The sequence below is a fragment of the Pseudomonas sp. NPDC007930 genome (assembly GCF_042958985.1).
GTDB lineage: Bacteria > Pseudomonadota > Gammaproteobacteria > Pseudomonadales > Pseudomonadaceae > Aquipseudomonas.
The window spans coordinates 903,492-921,795 of record NZ_JBIBKC010000001.1 but is presented as its reverse complement, the minus strand read 5'-3'; the positions used below and the strand labels follow the sequence as shown (position 1 = coordinate 921,795).

The 18,304-nt window shown below is 65.7% G+C and carries 17 protein-coding genes; 8 read left to right on the top strand and 9 right to left on the bottom strand.

The window, feature by feature from the left end; translation table 11 throughout:
- Positions 1-156 precede the first annotated feature (156 nt).
- Positions 157-879: a ribonuclease PH gene (gene rph, locus ACFZCE_RS04215; RefSeq protein WP_390936343.1), complete on the top strand. Its 723-nt coding sequence runs from the start codon at positions 157-159 to the stop codon at positions 877-879.
- Between the two features lie 54 nt (positions 880-933).
- Here rph and ACFZCE_RS04210 read toward each other — a convergent pair whose 3' ends face one another.
- Positions 934-1,713: an exodeoxyribonuclease III gene (locus ACFZCE_RS04210; RefSeq protein ID WP_390936341.1), complete on the bottom strand. Its 780-nt coding sequence runs from the start codon at positions 1,711-1,713 to the stop codon at positions 934-936.
- Positions 1,714-1,794: 81 nt separating this feature from the next.
- Here ACFZCE_RS04210 and pyrE point away from each other — a divergent pair, with 81 nt between their 5' ends.
- On the top strand, positions 1,795-2,436 hold the full coding sequence (pyrE, locus tag ACFZCE_RS04205) for an orotate phosphoribosyltransferase (RefSeq protein WP_390936339.1): 642 nt from the start codon (positions 1,795-1,797) through the stop codon (positions 2,434-2,436).
- Positions 2,417-3,043 (top strand): DUF4124 domain-containing protein, encoded by a 627-nt coding sequence (locus ACFZCE_RS04200; protein ID WP_390936337.1) that lies wholly within the window; start codon positions 2,417-2,419, stop codon positions 3,041-3,043. The genes pyrE and ACFZCE_RS04200 overlap by 20 nt, the downstream gene beginning before the upstream one ends.
- Before the next feature lie 378 nt (positions 3,044-3,421).
- Here the strand turns inward: ACFZCE_RS04200 and argB are convergent, their stop codons facing one another.
- The 4 genes from argB to coaBC form a co-directional block, all read right to left on the bottom strand.
- A complete protein-coding gene (gene argB / locus ACFZCE_RS04195) occupies positions 3,422-4,327 on the bottom strand; it encodes an acetylglutamate kinase (RefSeq protein ID WP_390936335.1) in 906 nt (301 codons plus the stop codon).
- An 18-nt stretch (positions 4,328-4,345) separates the two neighbouring features.
- Positions 4,346-5,743, bottom strand: coding sequence for a phosphomannomutase/phosphoglucomutase (locus tag ACFZCE_RS04190; protein WP_390936456.1), 1,398 nt, complete (start codon positions 5,741-5,743; stop codon positions 4,346-4,348).
- A gap of 1,229 nt (positions 5,744-6,972) precedes the next feature.
- Positions 6,973-7,428 carry a dUTP diphosphatase gene (dut, locus tag ACFZCE_RS04185; protein ID WP_390936333.1) on the bottom strand — a complete coding sequence of 152 codons (456 nt, stop codon included), beginning with the start codon at positions 7,426-7,428 and terminating at the stop codon, positions 6,973-6,975.
- A 3-nt stretch (positions 7,429-7,431) separates the two neighbouring features.
- Positions 7,432-8,643 (bottom strand): bifunctional phosphopantothenoylcysteine decarboxylase/phosphopantothenate--cysteine ligase CoaBC, encoded by a 1,212-nt coding sequence (gene coaBC / locus ACFZCE_RS04180; RefSeq protein ID WP_390936331.1) that lies wholly within the window; start codon positions 8,641-8,643, stop codon positions 7,432-7,434.
- A gap of 121 nt (positions 8,644-8,764) precedes the next feature.
- Here coaBC and radC point away from each other — a divergent pair, with 121 nt between their 5' ends.
- On the top strand, positions 8,765-9,439 hold the full coding sequence (radC, locus tag ACFZCE_RS04175) for a DNA repair protein RadC (protein WP_390936330.1): 675 nt from the start codon (positions 8,765-8,767) through the stop codon (positions 9,437-9,439).
- Positions 9,440-9,442: 3 nt separating this feature from the next.
- Here the strand turns inward: radC and ACFZCE_RS04170 are convergent, their stop codons facing one another.
- Entirely contained in the window at positions 9,443-11,029 is a 1,587-nt protein-coding gene (locus ACFZCE_RS04170) for an ABC transporter substrate-binding protein (RefSeq protein ID WP_390936328.1), read from the bottom strand.
- Between the two features lie 370 nt (positions 11,030-11,399).
- Between ACFZCE_RS04170 and rpmB the strand changes: the two genes are divergently transcribed.
- Complete coding sequence (gene rpmB, locus ACFZCE_RS04165; RefSeq protein WP_390936326.1) at positions 11,400-11,636, top strand: 50S ribosomal protein L28; 237 nt, start codon at positions 11,400-11,402, stop codon at positions 11,634-11,636.
- 11 nt (positions 11,637-11,647) lie between these two features.
- A complete protein-coding gene (gene rpmG / locus ACFZCE_RS04160) occupies positions 11,648-11,803 on the top strand; it encodes a 50S ribosomal protein L33 (protein ID WP_390936324.1) in 156 nt (51 codons plus the stop codon).
- A gap of 68 nt (positions 11,804-11,871) precedes the next feature.
- Here the strand turns inward: rpmG and ACFZCE_RS04155 are convergent, their stop codons facing one another.
- Positions 11,872-12,231 (bottom strand): cupin domain-containing protein, encoded by a 360-nt coding sequence (locus ACFZCE_RS04155; protein ID WP_390936322.1) that lies wholly within the window; start codon positions 12,229-12,231, stop codon positions 11,872-11,874.
- A gap of 160 nt (positions 12,232-12,391) precedes the next feature.
- Here ACFZCE_RS04155 and ACFZCE_RS04150 point away from each other — a divergent pair, with 160 nt between their 5' ends.
- Both ACFZCE_RS04150 and ACFZCE_RS04145 read left to right on the top strand, forming a co-directional pair.
- On the top strand, positions 12,392-13,885 hold the full coding sequence (locus tag ACFZCE_RS04150) for an aldehyde dehydrogenase family protein (protein WP_390936320.1): 1,494 nt from the start codon (positions 12,392-12,394) through the stop codon (positions 13,883-13,885).
- A 261-nt stretch (positions 13,886-14,146) separates the two neighbouring features.
- The gene (locus ACFZCE_RS04145; RefSeq protein ID WP_390936319.1) at positions 14,147-15,280 is read left to right on the top strand and encodes an MFS transporter; all 1,134 of its coding nucleotides are present in this window, start codon (positions 14,147-14,149) and stop codon (positions 15,278-15,280) included.
- On the opposite strand, the gene ACFZCE_RS04140 is transcribed toward ACFZCE_RS04145, so the two are convergent.
- Together ACFZCE_RS04140 and ACFZCE_RS04135 are read right to left on the bottom strand one after the other, a co-directional pair.
- Entirely contained in the window at positions 15,277-16,818 is a 1,542-nt protein-coding gene (locus tag ACFZCE_RS04140; RefSeq protein WP_390936317.1) for a phospholipase D-like domain-containing protein, read from the bottom strand. The two genes, ACFZCE_RS04145 and ACFZCE_RS04140, sit on opposite strands and share 4 nt — an antisense overlap.
- Before the next feature lie 52 nt (positions 16,819-16,870).
- Positions 16,871-18,298, bottom strand: a complete 1,428-nt coding sequence (locus ACFZCE_RS04135; protein WP_390936316.1) for an aminotransferase class I/II-fold pyridoxal phosphate-dependent enzyme — start codon at positions 18,296-18,298, stop codon at positions 16,871-16,873.
- Positions 18,299-18,304: the final 6 nt, after the last annotated feature.

The following is an 18,304-nucleotide window of genomic DNA, read 5'->3' as shown; positions in this document are numbered from 1 at the left end:
GCAGCGGCTGCAGGGCGTCAGTGTAGCGCAGGGGCGCGGCGTCCCCAAACGGTGCTGTGTCAAAGCATTGCACCAGCGCGGGGCGATTGTGCTGGGCCCTCGGGCACAGCGGTTCTATACTGTCGGCCAGTTTTCAGCCAGTACACAGGTGTCCAGATGAAACGTCCTAGTGGTCGCGCCGCCGATCAGCTCCGCCCGATCCGCATCACCCGCCACTACACCAAGCACGCCGAAGGCTCGGTGCTGGTGGAGTTCGGCGATACCAAGGTGGTGTGCACCGTCAGCGTCGAGAACGGCGTGCCGCGCTTCCTCAAAGGCCAGGGCCAAGGCTGGCTGACCGCCGAGTACGGCATGCTGCCACGCGCCACCGGCGAGCGTAATCAGCGCGAGGCCAGCAAGGGCAAGCAAGGCGGCCGCACCCTGGAAATCCAGCGGCTGATCGGCCGTTCGCTGCGCGCCGCGCTCGACATGAGCAAGCTGGGCGACATCACCCTGTACGTCGACTGCGATGTGATCCAGGCCGACGGCGGCACCCGCACCGCGTCGATCACCGGCGCCATGGTCGCGCTGGTCGATGCCCTGAAGGTGGTCAAGAAGCGCGGCGGCCTGAAGGGCGGCGACCCGATCAAGCAGATGATCGCTGCCGTGTCCGTGGGCATGTACCAGGGCGAGCCGGTGCTCGACCTCGACTACCTCGAAGACTCCGCCGCCGAAACCGACCTGAACGTGGTGATGACCAGCACCGGTGGCTTCATCGAAGTGCAGGGCACCGCCGAAGGCGCGGCGTTCCAGCCGGTCGAGCTGAACGCCATGCTGGCGCTGGCCCAGCAGGGCATCAATGGCCTGCTCGAAGTGCAGCAGGCGGCATTGGCCGAGTAACCGCCGCGGGCGGCAGGCCAACCGGCTTGCCGCTCGTGCCTTCGGGCTTGCCGCTTAGATGGTCAGTGTCCAGTCGTAGTCGACGATGAACGGCGCGTGCTGGCTGAAGCGCGGTTGCCGCGGCAGCCGCGCGCTGCGCACGAAGCGGCGCAGGCCGGGGGTGAGCAGTTGGTAGTCGAAGCGCCACCCCAGGTTGAGCATCTCGGCCTGTTCGCTGTCGGGCCACCAGCTGTATTGCTCGCCTTCACGGCTGACTTCACGCAGTGCATCGACATAACCCATGTTGCCGACGATCTCGTCCATCCAGGCCCGCTCGGGCGCCAGGAAGCCGGGCGACTGTTGGCTGTCGCGCCAGTTCTTGATGTCGAGCTTCTGCTGGGCCACATACAGCGAGCCGCAGTAGATGTATTCGCGGCGCTTGCGCCGCTGTTTGTCGAGGTAGCGCGCGAAGTCGTCCATCAGTTTGAATTTCTGATTGAGTTCTTCGTCGCCACCGCGCCCGGACGGGAACAGCAGCGTGGCAATACTGACTTTGTCGAAATCGGCTTGCAGGTAGCGCCCATAACGGTCGCAGGTTTCAAAACCCAGCCCGTTGATGATCGCCTTGGGCTGCAACCGCGAGTAAAGCGCCACGCCGCCTTGGGCGGGCACTTCGGCGTCTGCGGCGTACAGGAAATAGCCGTCCAGCTGGTAGGCTGAGTCGTCTAGTTCAAAGGCGGAGGCGCGGGTATCCTGCAGGCAGATGACGTCGGCATTCTGGGCTTGCAGCCAACTGAGCAGACCGCGCTCGACTGCCGCCTGAATCCCATTGACGTTCACACTGATGATCCGCATAAATGGCCCCATAAATCTCGTGCGTGTATGATACCCGAGGTCAACTTAATTAGCTAAATCCGTGGTATCCGGGACTTTTAAATGCACGCCTATCAGCGCGACTTCATTCGTTTTGCCATCGAACGGGGCGTTCTGCGCTTCGGCGAGTTCACCCTGAAGTCTGGGCGCACCAGTCCTTACTTCTTCAATGCCGGCCTGTTCAACACCGGTACGGCGCTGGCCCAGTTGGGTAAATACTACGCCGCGGCCGTGGTGGAAAGCGGTTTGGCCTTCGACGTGCTGTTCGGCCCCGCGTACAAAGGCATCCCGCTGGCGTCGGCCACCGCGGTGGCGCTGGCCGAGCAACACCAGCGCGACGTGCCCTGGTGCTTCAACCGCAAGGAAGCCAAGGACCACGGTGAAGGCGGCAGCCTGGTGGGCGCGCCGCTCGAAGGCAACGTGCTGATCATCGACGACGTGATCACCGCGGGCACCGCCATCCGCGAGGTGATGCAGATCATCGCCGCGCAAAACGCCAAGGCCGCCGGGGTGCTGATCGCCCTGAACCGCCAGGAGCGCGGCAAGGGTGAGCTGTCGGCGATTCAGGAGGTCGAACGCGACTACGGCATCCCGGTGGTCAGCATCGTTTCGCTGAACCAGGTGCTCGAGTACCTGCAGGGCGACGCGGAACTGAAAAAACACCTGCCGGCCGTCGAAGCCTACCGTGCCCAGTACGGCATCTAGCCTGCCTTTGCGCCGCGCCGCCCTGTGCCTGCTGTTCGCCGCGGCGCTGCCGGCGGCGGCGCTGGCCGCCACGCCGGGCAACCCCGGCATCCGCCTGTATCGCTACGTCGACAGCCGTGGCGTGACGGTGATGAGTACCCAGGGGGTGCCCAGCGAGTACATCGCCAAGGGTTACCAGGTGCTCAACCAGCAAGGGCGGGTGATCCAGACCGTGCCGCCGGCACCCACCGCCGACGAGCTCAAGGCCCAGCAAACCCAGGCCGCGCAAAGCCAGCAGGACCAAGCCCTGCTGCAGAACTACCGCTCCCTGGCCGACCTCGACCGCGAAAAAACCCGGCGCCTGGCCGAGGCCGACGCCCAGGTCGGCCTGGCCAACAACAACCTGCTGGTGCTCAAGCAGCAGCAGGATTCGTTGCAAGGCCAGGCCGCCGGGATCGAGCGCAACGGCCAGCCGGTGCCGGCCGCGCTGGTGCAGCAGATCGACGCGGTGCGCAAGCAGCAAGACGCCGTCACCCAACAGATTGCCGCCACCCAGCAGAACAAGCTCGCGCTGGCGGCGCAGTTCGACCAGCAGAGGGCGCGGCTGGCGGAGTTGTTGGGGCAGTAAAAAAGCATCGCCCGGCACAGCCGTAATGCTGCTCACTTAAGCAATCAGAGCGCTAAATCGGGGTTAAAAAGCCCTGATTTCTTCAAGTGGTTTTACTGAACGCATGACCTGACTGGCCCATCGCCCGGCACAGCCGGAGTGCCGGACCACGGCCTCCCACCAGATTTGTGTAAGTACTTGATTTAAGGGGCAACACAGAACTGGTGGGAGGCCGGCTGTGCCGGGCGATGGGCCCTGAAGCTCATGCACAAAATCAGCAGAGCTCACAGATTGATCTCTTCCGTAAAGCCGTGAAATGGCTTAAGTGAACAGCATTACGGCACCGCCGGCCTCCCCTGTGCTGGAGGCCGGCGGTGCCGGGCGAAGGGCGTTACAGAATCAGTGGCGCTTGCGGTTGCTGATCAGGGTACCCACGCCGCTGTCGGTGAAGATCTCCAGCAGCACCGCGTTCGGCACCCGGCCGTCGATGATGTGCGAGCTGTTCACCCCACCTTGTACCGCTTCCAGCGCGCAGCGGATCTTCGGCAGCATGCCGCCGTAGATGGTGCCGTCGGCGATCAGCGCGTTCACTTGCTCGGTGGTCAGGCCGGTGAGTACCTTGCCTTCCTTGTCCATCAAGCCGGCGATGTTGGTCAGCAGCAGCAGCTTCTCGGCCTTGAGGGCCTCGGCCACCTTGCCCGCCACCAGGTCGGCGTTGATGTTGTACGACTCGCCCTCCGAGCCCACGCCGATCGGCGCGATCACCGGAATGAAGTCGCCCTTCACCAGCATGTTCAGCAGGTCGGTGTTGACCCCGCTGACTTCGCCCACATGGCCAATGTCGATGATTTCCGGCGTGGTCATTTCAGGGGTTTGGCGGGTCACGGTGAGCTTGCGCGCGCGGATCAGCTCGGCGTCCTTGCCGGTCAGGCCGATGGCGCTGCCGCCGTGGCGGTTGATCAGGTTGACGATGCTCTTGTTCACCTGGCCGCCCAGTACCATCTCGACCACGTCCATGGTCTTGGCATCGGTCACGCGCATGCCGTCGACGAAGTGGCTTTCGATTTCCAGGCGCTTGAGCAGGTCGCCGATCTGCGGGCCGCCGCCGTGCACGACCACCGGGTTGATGCCCACGGCCTTCATCAGCACCACGTCACGGGCGAAGCCGGTTTTCAGCTCTTCGCTTTCCATGGCGTTGCCGCCGTACTTGATCACCAGCGTTTTGCCGACGAAGCGGCGGATATACGGCAACGCTTCGGAGAGTACCTTGGCAACATTGGCGGCGGCATCGCGATCGAGGGTCATGCAGGGCTCCTGGAGAGGTCAGAACGGGATTTTGATATCCGGCGCCACGGCGCTGAGCTGGCCACGGAATACTTCCTTGATCCGGTCCAGCTCGGCTTGGTCGTCGGCTTCAAAGCGCAGCACCAGTACCGGGGTGGTATTGGAGGCGCGAACCAGGCCCCAACCCTTGGGATAGTCGACCCGCACACCGTCGATGGTGGTCAGGTTGGCATTGCCCCACTGTGCGTTGCTTTGCAGTGCATCAATGATGCTGAATTTGCTCTCCTCGGTCACATTAATGTTGATTTCCGGGGTAGAAACATCATTCGGGAAGGTCGCGAACACGTCTTCGAGGGTGCCGTTTTCCTGGCTGAGGATCTCCAGCAGGCGGGCGGCGGCGTAAACGCCGTCGTCAAAGCCGAACCAGCGCTCCTTGAAGAAGATGTGGCCACTCATTTCGCCGGCCAGCAGAGCGCCGCTTTCCTTGATCTTTTTCTTGATCAGCGAGTGGCCGGTTTTCCACATCACCGGGCGGCCGCCCCAGCCGCTGATCAGCGGGGTCAGGCGGCGGCTGCATTTAACGTCGAAGATCACATCCGCGCCGGGGTTGCGCGAAATCACGTCCTTGGCCAGTAGCATCAGCAGGCGGTCAGGGAACACCACGTTGCCTTTGTTGGTGACCACGCCCACACGGTCGGCATCGCCGTCGAAGGCCAGGCCCAGGTCGGCGCCGGTCTGCTCGACCTTGGCGATCAGGTCTTCGAGGTTCTCGAGCTTGCCTGGGTCTGGGTGGTGATTGGGGAAGTTGCCGTCTACGTCGCAGAACAGCGGGATCACCTCGCAGCCCAGCGCTTCGATCAGCTTGGGCGCGATCACCCCACCCACGCCGTTGCCGCAGTCGACCACCACCTTGAGCTTGCGCGCCAGGGCGATGTCTTTCTGGATGTAGTCGTAGTACTGGCTGAGGATGTCGACCTGCTCGACGCTGCCCTTGCCGGTGCTCAGGTCGTTGTTCACGATGCGCTGGTACAGGGCCTGGATCTGCTCGTTGGCGAGGGTGTCGCCATTGATGATGATCTTGAAGCCGTTGTAGTTCGACGGGTTGTGGCTGCCGGTGAGCATCACCCCCGACTTGCCCTTGAGCACGTTGGCGGCGAAGTACAGCGCGCCGGTCGGGACCATGCCCACGTCGCTGACGTGGCAGCCGCTTTCGGCGATGCCCTGGATCAATTGCGCGACCAGCTCGGGGCCGGACAAGCGGCCATCACGGCCGACCGCTACATGGGGCTCGCCCTCGGCGATGCTTTGCGAACCGATCGCCCGGCCGATCCAGTAAGCGGTCTCGGCGGTCAGCGTATCGCCCACGATGCCGCGGATGTCATAGGCGCGGAAGATGCTGGCGGGTAGCGTGGGTGCGACTTGTGCAATGCTGTTCATAGCAGGGAGGTGCTCCATTCGCGAGATGCCCTGATCGGCATCGACAATATCGACGTCGAGGATGTCAGTATCTTTAAACGTCGGGTTGACCCAGCTCGCTGGCGGGGTGCCCGGGGCTTCAGTGCCATCGGGTTCCTTGGCCGCCGCGGAGGCGGCGGGTACGCCATGGCGCTCGCGAACAGAAAAACGGGCAAGGCGCACAGCCAAACCGTTCAGCTCCGCAAGCCGCAGGCTGAACGCTTTGACGGCCTTTCCGCCGGATAGTTCTTCAATCAACTGGGCCAGTTGTCGGGCGTCTTCGCGCACCAGCGCGCGCAGCCCTTGCAGGGCAATGCCCAGCCCGGCCCAGAACGCCGCCAGGGCGACCAGCACCGCGGCGGCCATCAACGCGATCGATAGCCACGGCACCGGCGCTTCAAAGGCGCTGCCGGCGGTGAACTGCACCTTCCAGTTGGGGTTGCCGACGTCGTAGTCGCTGGTGGGGCCGGCCGGGCTATCGCCAGCCTGCAGCAGCGCCACTGGCGCCGCGCCGGGGAACTGCTGCTGCACCCGCAGCACGCCGGCGCCTGGCGCCAGCGGCGGCAGGGCGCGTTGCAGGCGGGCGAAGTCAAAGGCTTGCAGCAGGGTGCCGACCACCCGGTTACCGCTATCGCGCACCGCGGCCACGCTCAATACCACCCAGCGCTCGCCGACCCGGCGCGCTTCCAGCGGCACCGCGGTGCCGGCCTCGGCGCGGCGCAGCAGGTCGAGGGTGGCGTAGGTGATCGGTGCTGCGCGGGTGTCGTCCGGAGTGCCCTGGCCGAGCGGGGTGAGCTGGGCATCGACCAGCCCGTCGCGGTATTTCAAGGCACCTTCGGCGTTGCGCAGGCGCGCGCTGTCGCCGCTTTGCAGGGTCGCGACCAGGGCCGGGTCGCGGGCTTGCGCCTGGGTGCCGGCGCCCAACTGCTGCATGGCCTGGCGCAGCGCGCCGGCCTGGGCCGCGCCCTGGGCCTGCGCCAGCTGCCAGCGCCAGGCTTGCTGCGACGGGCCGGGCAGGCCAATCCAGACCAGCGCCGCGGCGACCAGCACGCCGATCACCGCGGTGATCAAGCCGGGCCGGGCGAGGCTGGCATTGCTGGCGGAGGGGGCTTGTTCAACTGCTTGTTGCGTGGGTTTGGCACTGCCTTTGGTCGCTTTCACACAGCCATCTCCGCGAGGTTCATCCTGAAAACATGTGAAGCGATTGGGGTTCAGCGCGTACCGGAGTGGCCGAAGCCGCCGCTGCCGCGCTGGCTGCTGTCGAAGTGCTCGACCACCTCGAACTGGGCTTGCACCACCGGCACCAGGATCAACTGGGCGATGCGCTCGCCCACCTCGATGGTGAATGGCGTTTGCCCGCGGTTCCAGCACGAGACCATCAGTTCGCCCTGGTAGTCAGAGTCGATCAGCCCGACCAGGTTGCCCAACACCACGCCGTGCTTGTGGCCCAGGCCCGAGCGCGGCAGCACCATGGCGGCCAAGCCCGGGTCGGCGATGTGGATCGCCAGGCCGGTAGGGATCAGCACCGTTTGGCCGGGGCCGAGCACGGTGCTCTCTTTGAGCATGGCGCGCAGGTCGAGCCCGGCGGAACCAGGGGTGGCGTAGGCCGGCAGCGGGAATTCGCTGCCCAGGCGGGGGTCGAGGACTTTGGCTTGCAGTGCGTGCATGGGTTATCCGGCTGGGTGAATACGGTCGGCGATGAAGGTGATCAGTTGGCGGGCGATCTTGCCCTTGCTGCTTTGGGCGAACACGCTGGTGTTCAGCTCGCGGTCGATCACACTGCAGGCGTTCTCTTCGCTGTTGAAGCCGATGCTGGGGTTGGCCACATCGTTGGCGACGATCAGGTCGAGGTTTTTGTCCTTGAGCTTGCGTGCAGCGTAGTCGAGCAGGTGTTCGGTTTCAGCGGCGAAGCCGACGCTGAAGGGGCGGTCGGCGCGGCGCGCGACGGTGGCGAGGATGTCGGGGTTGCGCACCATCTGCAGCAGCAGGCCGTCGCCGCTGTTTGGGTCTTTCTTGAGCTTTTGCGCGGCGACGACTTCCGGGCGGTAGTCGGCCACGGCCGCGGAGGCGATGAAAATGTCGCAGGGCATGGCCGCTTCGCAGGCGGCGAGCATGTCGCGGGCGCTGACCACATCGACCCGCTGTACTCGGTCAGGGGTGGGCAGGTGCACCGGGCCGGTGACCAGCGTCACGCGGGCACCGGCCTCGGCCGCGGCCTCGGCCAGGGCAAAGCCCATCTTGCCGGAGCTGTGGTTGGTGATGTAGCGCACTGGGTCGATGTTTTCCTGGGTCGGCCCGGCGGTGATCAGCACGGTTTTGCCGGTCAGCGCCTGGCGCTGGAAACACTCGGCGGCGCACAGCGCCAGCTCGGTGGGCTCGAGCATGCGCCCCAGGCCCACGTCGCCGCAGGCCTGGCTGCCGGCGGCCGGGCCGAACAGCTTGAAGCCGCGCCGTTGCAGCACCTCGAGGTTGGCCTGGGTGGCAGGGTCGCGCCACATCGCCTGGTTCATCGCCGGGGCCAGCGCCACGGTCGCGTCGGTCGCCAGCACCAGGGTGGTCAGCAGGTCATTGGCCAGGCCTTGGGCCAGGCGCGCCATCAGGTCTGCGGTGGCCGGGGCGACCAGCACCAGGTCGGCCCATTTGGCCAGCTCGATGTGCCCCATGGCCGCTTCGGCGGCTGGGTCGAGCAGGTCGAGGTGCACCGGGTGGCCAGAGAGCGCTTGGAGGGTCAGTGGGGTGATGAACTCACTGCCGCCGCGGGTCATGACCACGCGCACCTCGGCGCCATGGTCGAGGAGGCGCCGTACCAGTTCGGCGCTTTTGTAGGCGGCAATGCCACCGCCCACGCCAAGTACGATGCGTTTCCGATACAGCCGCTGCATAGGCCTGCCTTGGATCGTTTGAGTGGGCCGCGCCGGCACCGGCAGCGGGGAAAATGTTCCGCTAAGATACCACAGCACAAGGCGCGCAACAGCGCGGCACCCAGGGGTACAAGGAGGTACCATGGCGATCAGGGATTGGCCCGCGGCGGAGCGCCCGCGGGAGAAGTTGCTCATGCACGGTGTGGCGGTGTTGTCAGACGCCGAATTGCTGGCCATCTTTTTGCGCACCGGCCTGCCCGGGCGCAGCGCGGTGGACCTCGCCCGTGACCTGCTCACGCGCTTTGGCGGCCTGCGCGGCCTGCTCGAGGCCGACGCCCAGAGCTTTTGCGCCGAGCGCGGCCTGGGCGAGGCGAAGTATGCGCAACTGCAGGCGGTGCTGGAAATGGCCAGGCGGCACCTGGCCACGCCGCTGGGCCTGCGCGATGTGCTGGCCGACCCGGCCTGCGTGCGGGCCTTTCTCAAGGCCAAGCTGCGCCACGAACCCCACGAACGGTTTGCCTGTTTGTTTCTCGATGCCCGGCACCGGGTGCTGGCCTACGAGGCGCTGTTCGACGGCACCATCGACAGCGCCAGCGTGTACCCGCGGCAGGTGATCAAGCGCACCCTGGCGCACAACGCCGCGGGTTTGATCCTTTGCCACAACCACCCTTCGGGTGTCACCGACCCCAGCCCCGCGGACCTCGCCCTGACCCGGCAGATCCGCGACGCCCTGGCGTTCATCGACGTCAAGCTGCTCGACCACTTCATCGTCGGCGATGGCGAGCCGCTGTCGATGCGTGACCAGGGCCTGTTGTGAGCCTCAGTCGACCTTGACCTTGGTCAGGTCCTGGCGGCCGAACGGGCTCGGCTGGTAGCCCTCGACGTTGCTGCGGGTGAGCACCGCCGCCACCGGGTGCGCCAGCGGCAGCCACAGCGCTTGCTGCTGGATCAACGCCTGCGCCTGGTGGTACAGCTTGGCGCGATCGGCCTGGGCGGCGGTGGTTTTGCCGCTGCTGATGAGTTTATCGAGCGCGGGGTCGCAGTAGCGGGCGAAGTTGGTCCCCGATTGCACCGCCGCGCAGCTGAACTGCGGGGTGAGGAAGTTATCCGGGTCGCCGTTGTCGCCCGACCAGCCCATGAACAGCAGGTCGTGCTCGCCGGCCTTGCCGCGGCGGATCAGCTCGCCCCACTCAATGGTACGGATGTCGGCCTTGATGCCGACCTTGGCGAGGTCGGCCTGGAGCATTTGCGCGCCAAGGGCCGGGTTGGGGTTGAGCAGGCTGCCGCTGGGGCGGGTCCAGATCGTGGTGCTGAAGCCGCCCTTCAAGCCGGCCTTGGCCAGCAGTTCGCGGGCCTTGGCCGGGTCGTAGGGGTAGCCGGGAAGGTCTTTGGCGTAGCCCCAGGTGTTGGGTGGGTAGATGCCACTGGCCGGCTGCGCGGTGCCCTCGAACACCGCCTTGAGGTAGCTGGCCTTGTCGAAGGCCAGGTTGATCGCCTGGCGCACCTCGGGTTTGTCCAGCGGTGGGTGCTGGCTGTTCAGGGCCACGAAGGCGGTCATGAAGGCCGGCGTTTGCACGAGCTTGAGGTGGCTGTCGCCCTGGGCGGCGGCGATGTCTTGTGGCTTGGGCGACAGGGCGATCTGGCACTCGCCGGCCTTCAGCCGTTGCAGGCGCACGGTCGGGTCGGTGGTGATGGCGAAGATCAGCGGGTCGACCGCCGGTTTGCCGGCAAAGTACGCCGGGTTGGCCTTGTAGCGGATGATCGCGTCTTTCTGGTAACGGCCGAACACGAACGGCCCGGTGCCGATCGGCTGGCTGTTGAGTTTGTCTGGGGTGCCGGCGGCCAGCAGTTGGGCGGCGTACTCGGCGGAGTAGATCGAGGCGAAGCCCATGCTCAGGGTGGCCAGGAAGGTGGCGTCCGGGTGTGCCAGGGTAAAGCGCACGGTCATCGGGTCTGGCGCGTCGATGGCTTTGATCAGGCTGGGCAATTGCATCGACTGGGCATGGGGGAAGCCGCTCTGGGCGACTTTGTGCCAGGGGTTGGCTGGGTCGAGCATGCGCTGGAAGCTCAGTAGTACGTCTTCGGCGTTGAGCGGCCGGCTGGGCTTGAAGTAATCGGTGCTGTGGAAGGCCACATTGCCGCGCAGCTTGAAGGTGTACACGGTGCCATCGGCGGAAATGTTCCAGCTTTCGGCCAGGCTTGGGACCAGCTTGCCAGCGCTGGCGTCGTAATCGACCAGGCGGTTCATCAGCACGTCGGCCGAGGCGTTGGTGGTGGTCAGCGAGTTGAACTGCACCACGTCGAAGCCTTCCGGGCTGGCCTCGGTGCAAACGGTCAGTGGCTTGGCCTGGGCCAGCAGCGGAAGGGCCAGGGTGGCCAGCAGCAGGGGCACGGTCGCGTAGCGCATGGGCGTAAGGGTCCTTGAGGGGGCAAAGGTGTGGCCATCTGCCGGTGCAGTCTGGGGAAAACCTCTACCGTAGTGCGGTTTGCCGGAATTGGCCACGGGCAGCCGGGTTTTTTTGGCGACGAATGGTCAGGCGCGCCGAACCCGCCCAGGCATGGACCGCGGGCGCTGCGCTTAAGTTTTCCGCGGTGCTCGCTGTTGTTGTGCTGGGGGGTTTCTGGTATAAAGCAGCGCTCTTTTCCGGGACCACCGCGTTCGCGCAGGTGGCGAGCCTGTTTCGGCCCCCGGATTACGGCGCCTTGGCGCCAATGATTGAGAGAGATCAAGCGGCCAACCCATGCCGGGTTGGGCATGTGGTTTAGAGGGCTGAGGCATGTCGAGAGTCTGTCAAGTTACCGGTAAGGGTCCGGTAACCGGGAACAACATTTCCCACGCAAACAACAAAACCCGTCGTCGTTTCCTGCCGAACCTGCAGCATCATCGCTTCTGGGTCGAGTCCGAGAAGCGTTTCGTGCGCCTGCGCGTTTCCGCTAAAGGCATGCGTATCATCGACAAGCGTGGCATCGAGGCCGTTCTGGTCGACATGCGCCGCGCTGGCGTGAAGTTCTAAGGGAGTAAATCATGCGTGAATTGATCCGTTTGGTGTCGAGCGCCGGTACTGGCCACTTCTACACCACCGACAAGAACAAGCGTACTACCCCCGACAAGATCGAAATCAAGAAGTACGATCCGGTCGTTCGTAAGCACGTGATCTACAAGGAAGGCAAGATCAAGTAATTGATCCTGGCTACCACGAAGAACCCGCTCACCTGAGCGGGTTTTTTGTTTCCGGCGTTTGCCCGCGGTTACTTGGGCTCGTAGATCACGTACACCTTGCGGCACGCCTCCAGCACCTCCCAGGTGCCCCTGAAACCCGCCGGGATCACGAAACGGTCGCCCGCCCGCACCGTGCGCGCATTGCCGTCCTGGTCGCGGATCACCGACACGCCCTGCACGATTTCGCAATATTCGTGTTCGGTGTAGTTCACCTGCCACTGGCCCACTTCACCCTCCCACACCCCGGCGGAGAACTCGCCCTGGGGGCTGGAATAGTGGTTGTACACGGTTTGCTCGGGTTGCCCGGCGAGGATTTTCTCCGCCGTGGGCAGGTAGCGCTCGGGCGCGGGGGTGTTGGCGGCGAAATCGATAAGGCTGCTGACGTTCATCGGTGGGGCTCCAGTGTTTAATAAATCATACACCCGAAGGTTTTCATCTATCGAGTGTCAAATATATTGATAACTCAAGGGCTGTGCATTAGGGTAGATCGACTAAGCTGTGTCAGCTTGAAACTGCCACGGTTCGCACCTACACAAGGAGACTCCTGCGATGGCCACCCTGACCCGCGCCGATTGGGAACAACGTGCTACCCAGCTGAAGATCGAAGGCCGCGCCTTCATCAACGGGCAATACCAGGACGCCGCCGCCAAGGCCGTGTTCGAATGCCTGAGCCCGGTCGACGGCCGGCTGCTGGCCACCGTCGCCAGTTGCGATGAAGCAGACGCCAACCTTGCCGTGGCCAATGCCCGCCAGGTGTTCGAAGCCGGCACCTGGTCGCGCCAAGCCCCGGCCAAGCGCAAGGCTACGCTGATCCGCTTCGCCGCGCTGCTGCGTGAGCACGCCGAAGAACTCGCCCTGCTCGAAACCCTCGACATGGGCAAGCCGATCAGTGACTCGCTGAACATCGACGTGGCGGGCTCGGCCAACGCCCTGGCCTGGAGCGGCGAGGCCATCGATAAACTCTACGACGAAGTGGCGGCCACCCCGCATAACCAGCTCGGCCTGGTCACCCGCGAGCCGGTCGGCGTGGTCGCCGCCATCGTACCGTGGAACTTCCCGCTGATGATGGCCTGCTGGAAGCTCGGCCCGGCGCTGGCCACCGGCAACTCAGTAGTGCTCAAGCCTTCGGAAAAATCTCCGCTGACCGCCATTCGCATCGCCCAACTGGCGGTGGAAGCCGGCCTGCCGAAGGGCGTGCTCAACGTGCTGCCCGGCTACGGCCACACCGTGGGCAAGGCCCTGGCCCTGCACATGGACGTCGACACCGTGGTGTTCACCGGTTCGACCAAGATCGCCAAGCAGCTGCTGGTGTATTCGGGCGAGTCGAACATGAAGCGCGTGTGGCTCGAGGCCGGTGGCAAAAGCCCGAACATCGTGTTCGCCGACGCCCCTGACCTGCAGGCCGCCGCCGAGGCTGCCGCCAGCGCCATCGCCTTCAACCAGGGCGAGGTCTGCACCGCCGGTTCCCGCCTGCTGGTCGAGCGTTCGATCAAGGCGCGCTTCCTGCCGATGGTGGTCGAGGCGCTCAAGGGCTGGGCCCCGGGTAACCCGCTGGACCCTGCCACCACCGTCGGCGCGCTGGTCGATAGCCAGCAGATGAACACCGTGCTGTCTTACATCGAGGCCGGCCATAGCGACGGCGCCGAGCTGCTGGTGGGCGGCAAGCGCATCCTGCAGGAGACCGGCGGCACTTACGTTGAGCCGACCATTTTCGCGGGCGTGAACAACGCCATGCGCATCGCCAAGGAAGAGATCTTCGGCCCAGTGCTGTCGGTGATCGAGTTCGACACCTTCGACGAAGCCATCGCCATCGCCAACGACACCCAGTACGGCCTGGCCGCGGCGGTGTGGAGCTCGGACATCTCCAAGGCGCACCTGGCCGCCAAGGCGCTGCGCGCGGGCAGCGTGTGGGTCAACCAGTACGACGGCGGCGACATGACCGCGCCGTTCGGCGGCTTCAAGCAGTCGGGCAACGGCCGTGACAAGTCGCTGCACGCCTTCGACAAGTACACCGAGCTGAAGGCGACCTGGATCAAGCTGTAGGTTTGGCCTGAGGGCCCATCGCCCGGCACAGCCGGCCTCCCACCAGCTCTGTGTTGCCGCGTAAATCAAGCACTTACACAAATCTGGTGGGAGGCCGGCTGTGCCGGGCGATGGGCCAGTCAGCTCATGCGCTTGGTAAAACCTCCGGGAGAGACCAGGGCTTTTGAACCTCGACTTCGCGCTCTGATTGCTTAAGTGAACAGCATTACCGCTGTACCGGGCGAAGGGCCTTCAAATACTGGCAAAAAGCGGAATTCATACATGCGTTGGGGTACCTATTTCGCCGTGCTGGCGTCGGTGTTGAGCGTCGGCCTGGCGTTGGGCATGAGCATGCCCTTGGTATCCCTGCGCCTCGAGGCTTGGGGCTACGGCCCCTTCGCCATCGGCGTCATGGCCGCAATGCCGGCGGTGGGCGTGCTGCTTGGCGCGTCGATGGCCAGCCGGCTGGCGGCACGTTTCGGCACCGCCGCCTTGATGCGTGGTTGCCTGGCCGGCGGTGCCCTGGCCATCGGCCTGCTCGCGCTGCTGCCCTATTACCCGGTGTGGGTGCTGCTGCGGCTGATGATCGGCAGCATCCTCACCATCGTGTTCATCCTCGGCGAAAGCTGGATCAACACCCTGGTGGTCGAGCACTGGCGCGGCCGCCTGGTGGCGCTGTACGGCAGCAGCTATGCCCTCAGCCAACTGGCCGGGCCACTGTTGCTGGGGGCCATCGGCACCGCCCATGACTACGGCTTCTGGCTGGCCACGGCGTTGCTGCTGGCCGCGCCGCTGTTGCTGGTGGGCCGTAGCGGCGCGCCCAGTACCGAGGCTTCGCGGGTGACCTTCGCCGACCTGTTCGGTTTCTGCCAGCGCATGCCGATGATTGCCTGGGCGATCGCCCTGTTCGCCGGCTTCGAGGCGCTGATCCTGACCCTGCTGCCGGTGTACTGCGTGCAGCAGGGTTTCTCGACCTCGATGGCGCTGTACATGGTCAGCGCGGTGGTGGTGGGCGATGCGCTGTTGCAACTGCCGATCGGCGCGCTGGCGGACCGTATCTCCCGCGGCGGGCTGTTCCTCGGTTGCGCGGCCACCCTGATGGTCACCAGCGTGCTGGTGCCGGTGCTGCTGCACAGCGTGTTGATCTGGCCGGTGTGGGTGCTGTTCGGCGCCAGCGCTGGCGGGCTGTTCACCCTGTCGCTGGTGCTGATCGGCGAGCGCTTTCGCGACGACGAGCTGGTGCGCGCCAATGCCCATGTGGCGCAACTGTGGGGCGTGGGTTGCCTGGTGGGGCCGCTGGTGGCCGGCGCCGGCAGCCAGTGGGTCAGCGGCCATGCGCTGCCGTGGATGATGGCCGTGGGCGCGTTCGTGCTGGTGTTGTTGGCGCGGGCGCGGCCGGTGGGCCAGGTGGCCTAAAGCATTTTCTCCAGCCCCACCGCCTTACTCACCCAGGCGTTGAGGCGCCGCCACCAGCCTCCAGGTTCGCGGCTGAGGGTGTGCATCTGGCCGTTGTCTTCGGTCACCCACACCAACTGGCCGCCCTCGATTTTCACCTGGTAGCTGCGCCCCGGCGCCATGCCTTGCAGGGCCAGGGCGCGGGTGGCCTGGGCCAGCGCCGGGCTGTCGACCAGCACGCCGACCTCGGTGTTCCACAGCACCGAGCGTGGGTCGAAGTTGAACGAGCCGAGGAACACCTTGCGCTGGTCTAGGATGATCGCCTTGCTGTGCAGGCTGGAGTCCGAGTTGCCGTGCAGCGGCAGGCGGAAGGCGTTGTTGTCGCCCGGCTGGCGGCGCAGCTCGTACAACTGCACGCCGTGTTCGAGCAGGGCCTTGCGGTAGGGCGCGTAGCCGCCATGCACCGCGGGCACGTCGGTGGCTTCCAGGGCGTTGGTCAGCAAGCTGACGTGCACCCCGGCATCGGCCCGGCCGGTGAGGTACAACAGGCCGGTTTCCCGCGGCACGAAGTACGCCGACACCAACATCAGCTCGTGGTTGACCGCCAGCAGCTCGGGGGCCAACTGGGTGGTCAGCAGCAGGTGTGGGTCTGGCTCGCCCTGAGAGAGGATCTTGCTCGGGGCGTCCCACAGCACCCGGCTGTGGGCCCAGATCAATTGGCTGCGCCAGGTCGCCAGTTGCGGTTGTTGCTGGTAGCGCATCAGCCGCTCATACAGCGCCTTGCGCTTTACGCTCGCTTCGGCCAACGAGGCCCGCAGGGTCTGGCGCAGGTTCTCCAGCGCCTTGCCGCCGGCCTCGCCGTACACCTCGCCGATCGGCCGGCTGAGGCGGCTGTTCCAGTACTGGTCGAAGCTATAGCCCAGTTCCCGGGCCACCGGGCCCATGCCCAGCAAGTCGATGTCGGTGAAGTTCAAGTTCGGCTCGGCGTCGAAGTATTCATCGCCCAGGTTGCGCCCGCCGACGATCGCCGCGCTGCCGTCGACCACCCACAGCTTGTTGTGCATGCGCCGGTGTTGCTGGCTGAGGTTCATCAGCCGGCCCACGCCACGGGTGATGCCGCTGCCGCGCCCCAGGTGCAGCGGGTTGAACAGGCGGATCTGAATGCGCGGGTGGCTGGCCACGGTGGCGAGCAGGTCGTCGAGGCCATCGCTGGTGGTGTCGTCGAGCAGAATACGCACCCGCACGCCGCGGTCGGCGGCCTTGATCAGCTCATCGAGCAGCGCGCGGGTGCTCAGCCCGTCGTGCACGATGTAGTACTGCAGGTCGATGCTGGTCTGGGCGTTACGGATCAATTCGGCGCGCGCGCGGAACGCCGAGCCGCTGCCCGATAACAGGTAAAAGCCGGACTGCCCACCGTGGGCGTCGGAGGCGGCGAAGATCGACCGGCCCAGGCTCGATTGCTGCGCCGGGATCATCTCGCTGGCCTGCCGGGGGCCGGGTTGGCTGGCGCAGCCGGAGAGCAGCGCGAGCAGCAGCAGTAGGGGCGTCAGGAGTTTCACGCGGGGGCTCGCCTTGGCTGGGTGGGCGTGTGACAGCGAAACGGCCCGCAAGTTACCCGGCCGCGGCGCTTTCAAGCAAGCGCGCCGCCGCCTGGCCGACCTTGCGCACGGCGTCTTCGATCTGCGCGGTGGGCCGCGAGGCGAAGTTCATCCGCAGGCAATTGCGGTATTTGCCTGAGGCAGAAAAGATACTACCCACCGCAATCTGCACGTTCTGGCCCTTCAGCGCCTGGTTCAGGGCGACCGAGTCGAAGTGCTCGGGCAGCTCCAGCCACAGCATGAAGCCGCCGCGCGGGCGGCTGACACGGGTGCCAGCAGGGAAGTAACGGCGCACCCAGGCGGTCATCTCATCGCGGCCCTGCTGGTACTGGTGGCGCATGCGCCGCACGTGGGGGTCGTAGTGGCCGGCGCTGATGAAGTCGGCGATCGCCAGTTGCGCCTGCGGCGCGGTGCAGCCGCTGCCGATGTACTTCATGTGGGCCACCCGTTCCAGGTAGCGCCCAGGGGCCACCCAGCCGATGCGCAGGCCAGGCGCCAGGGTTTTCGAGAACGAACTGCACAGCAGCACGCGGCCATCGCTGTCGAAGGATTTGATCGTGCGCGGGCGTGGGTAGTCATAGGCCAGCTCGCCGTACACGTCGTCTTCGATGATCGCCACGTCGTAGCGCTGGGCGAGGGTGAGCAGGGCGCGCTTGTTGGCCTCCGGCATGATGTAGCCGAACGGGTTATTGCAGTTGGGGTTGAGCTGGATCACCTTGATCGGCCACTGCTCCAGCGCCAGTTCCAGGGCTTGCACACTGATGCCGGTGAGCGGGTCGGTGGGGATTTCCAGCGCCTTCAGGCCCAGGCCCTGCAGGGTTTGCATCGAGCCGAAGAAGCTCGGCGAGTCGACCGCAACGATGTCGCCGGGCTGGCAGATGGCGCGCACGCTGCACGACAGCGCCTCGTGGCAGCCGGCGGTGATCAGCAGGTCATCCGCGCTCAGGCGGCAGCCGGAGTCCACCTGCAGGCGCGCCACCTGCTCGCGCAGGGCGCGGTTGCCTTGCAGGGTGTCGTAATACAGGCCGGGCATGTCTTGGCGCCGGCTCAACCGCGCCAGGCTGCGCAGCAGCGGCTTCAGGGTCGGGCTGCTGACGTCGGGCATGCCGCGGCCCAGCGCGACCATCTGTTTGTTCGGTGCCTCGCGGACCATCTCCACCACCTGGTCCCACTGGGAAATATCCACCGGCCGCTGGGTGGCCTGGCTCACCGCGGGCAGCTCGGGCAGCGCCTTGCCCTCGGCCACGAAAAAGCCCGACTTGGGCCGTGGCGCGGCCAGGCCGTTGTCTTCCAGCACCCGGTAGGCCTGCTGCACGGTGCTCAGGCTGACCCCATGCTCAGCGCTCAGCGCGCGCACCGACGGCAGGCGGTCGCCGGGGCGGTACAGGCCTTGCTCGATGCGCTCGCCCAGCAGTTGGGCGAGGTGAACGTAAAGGGTCATGCAGGC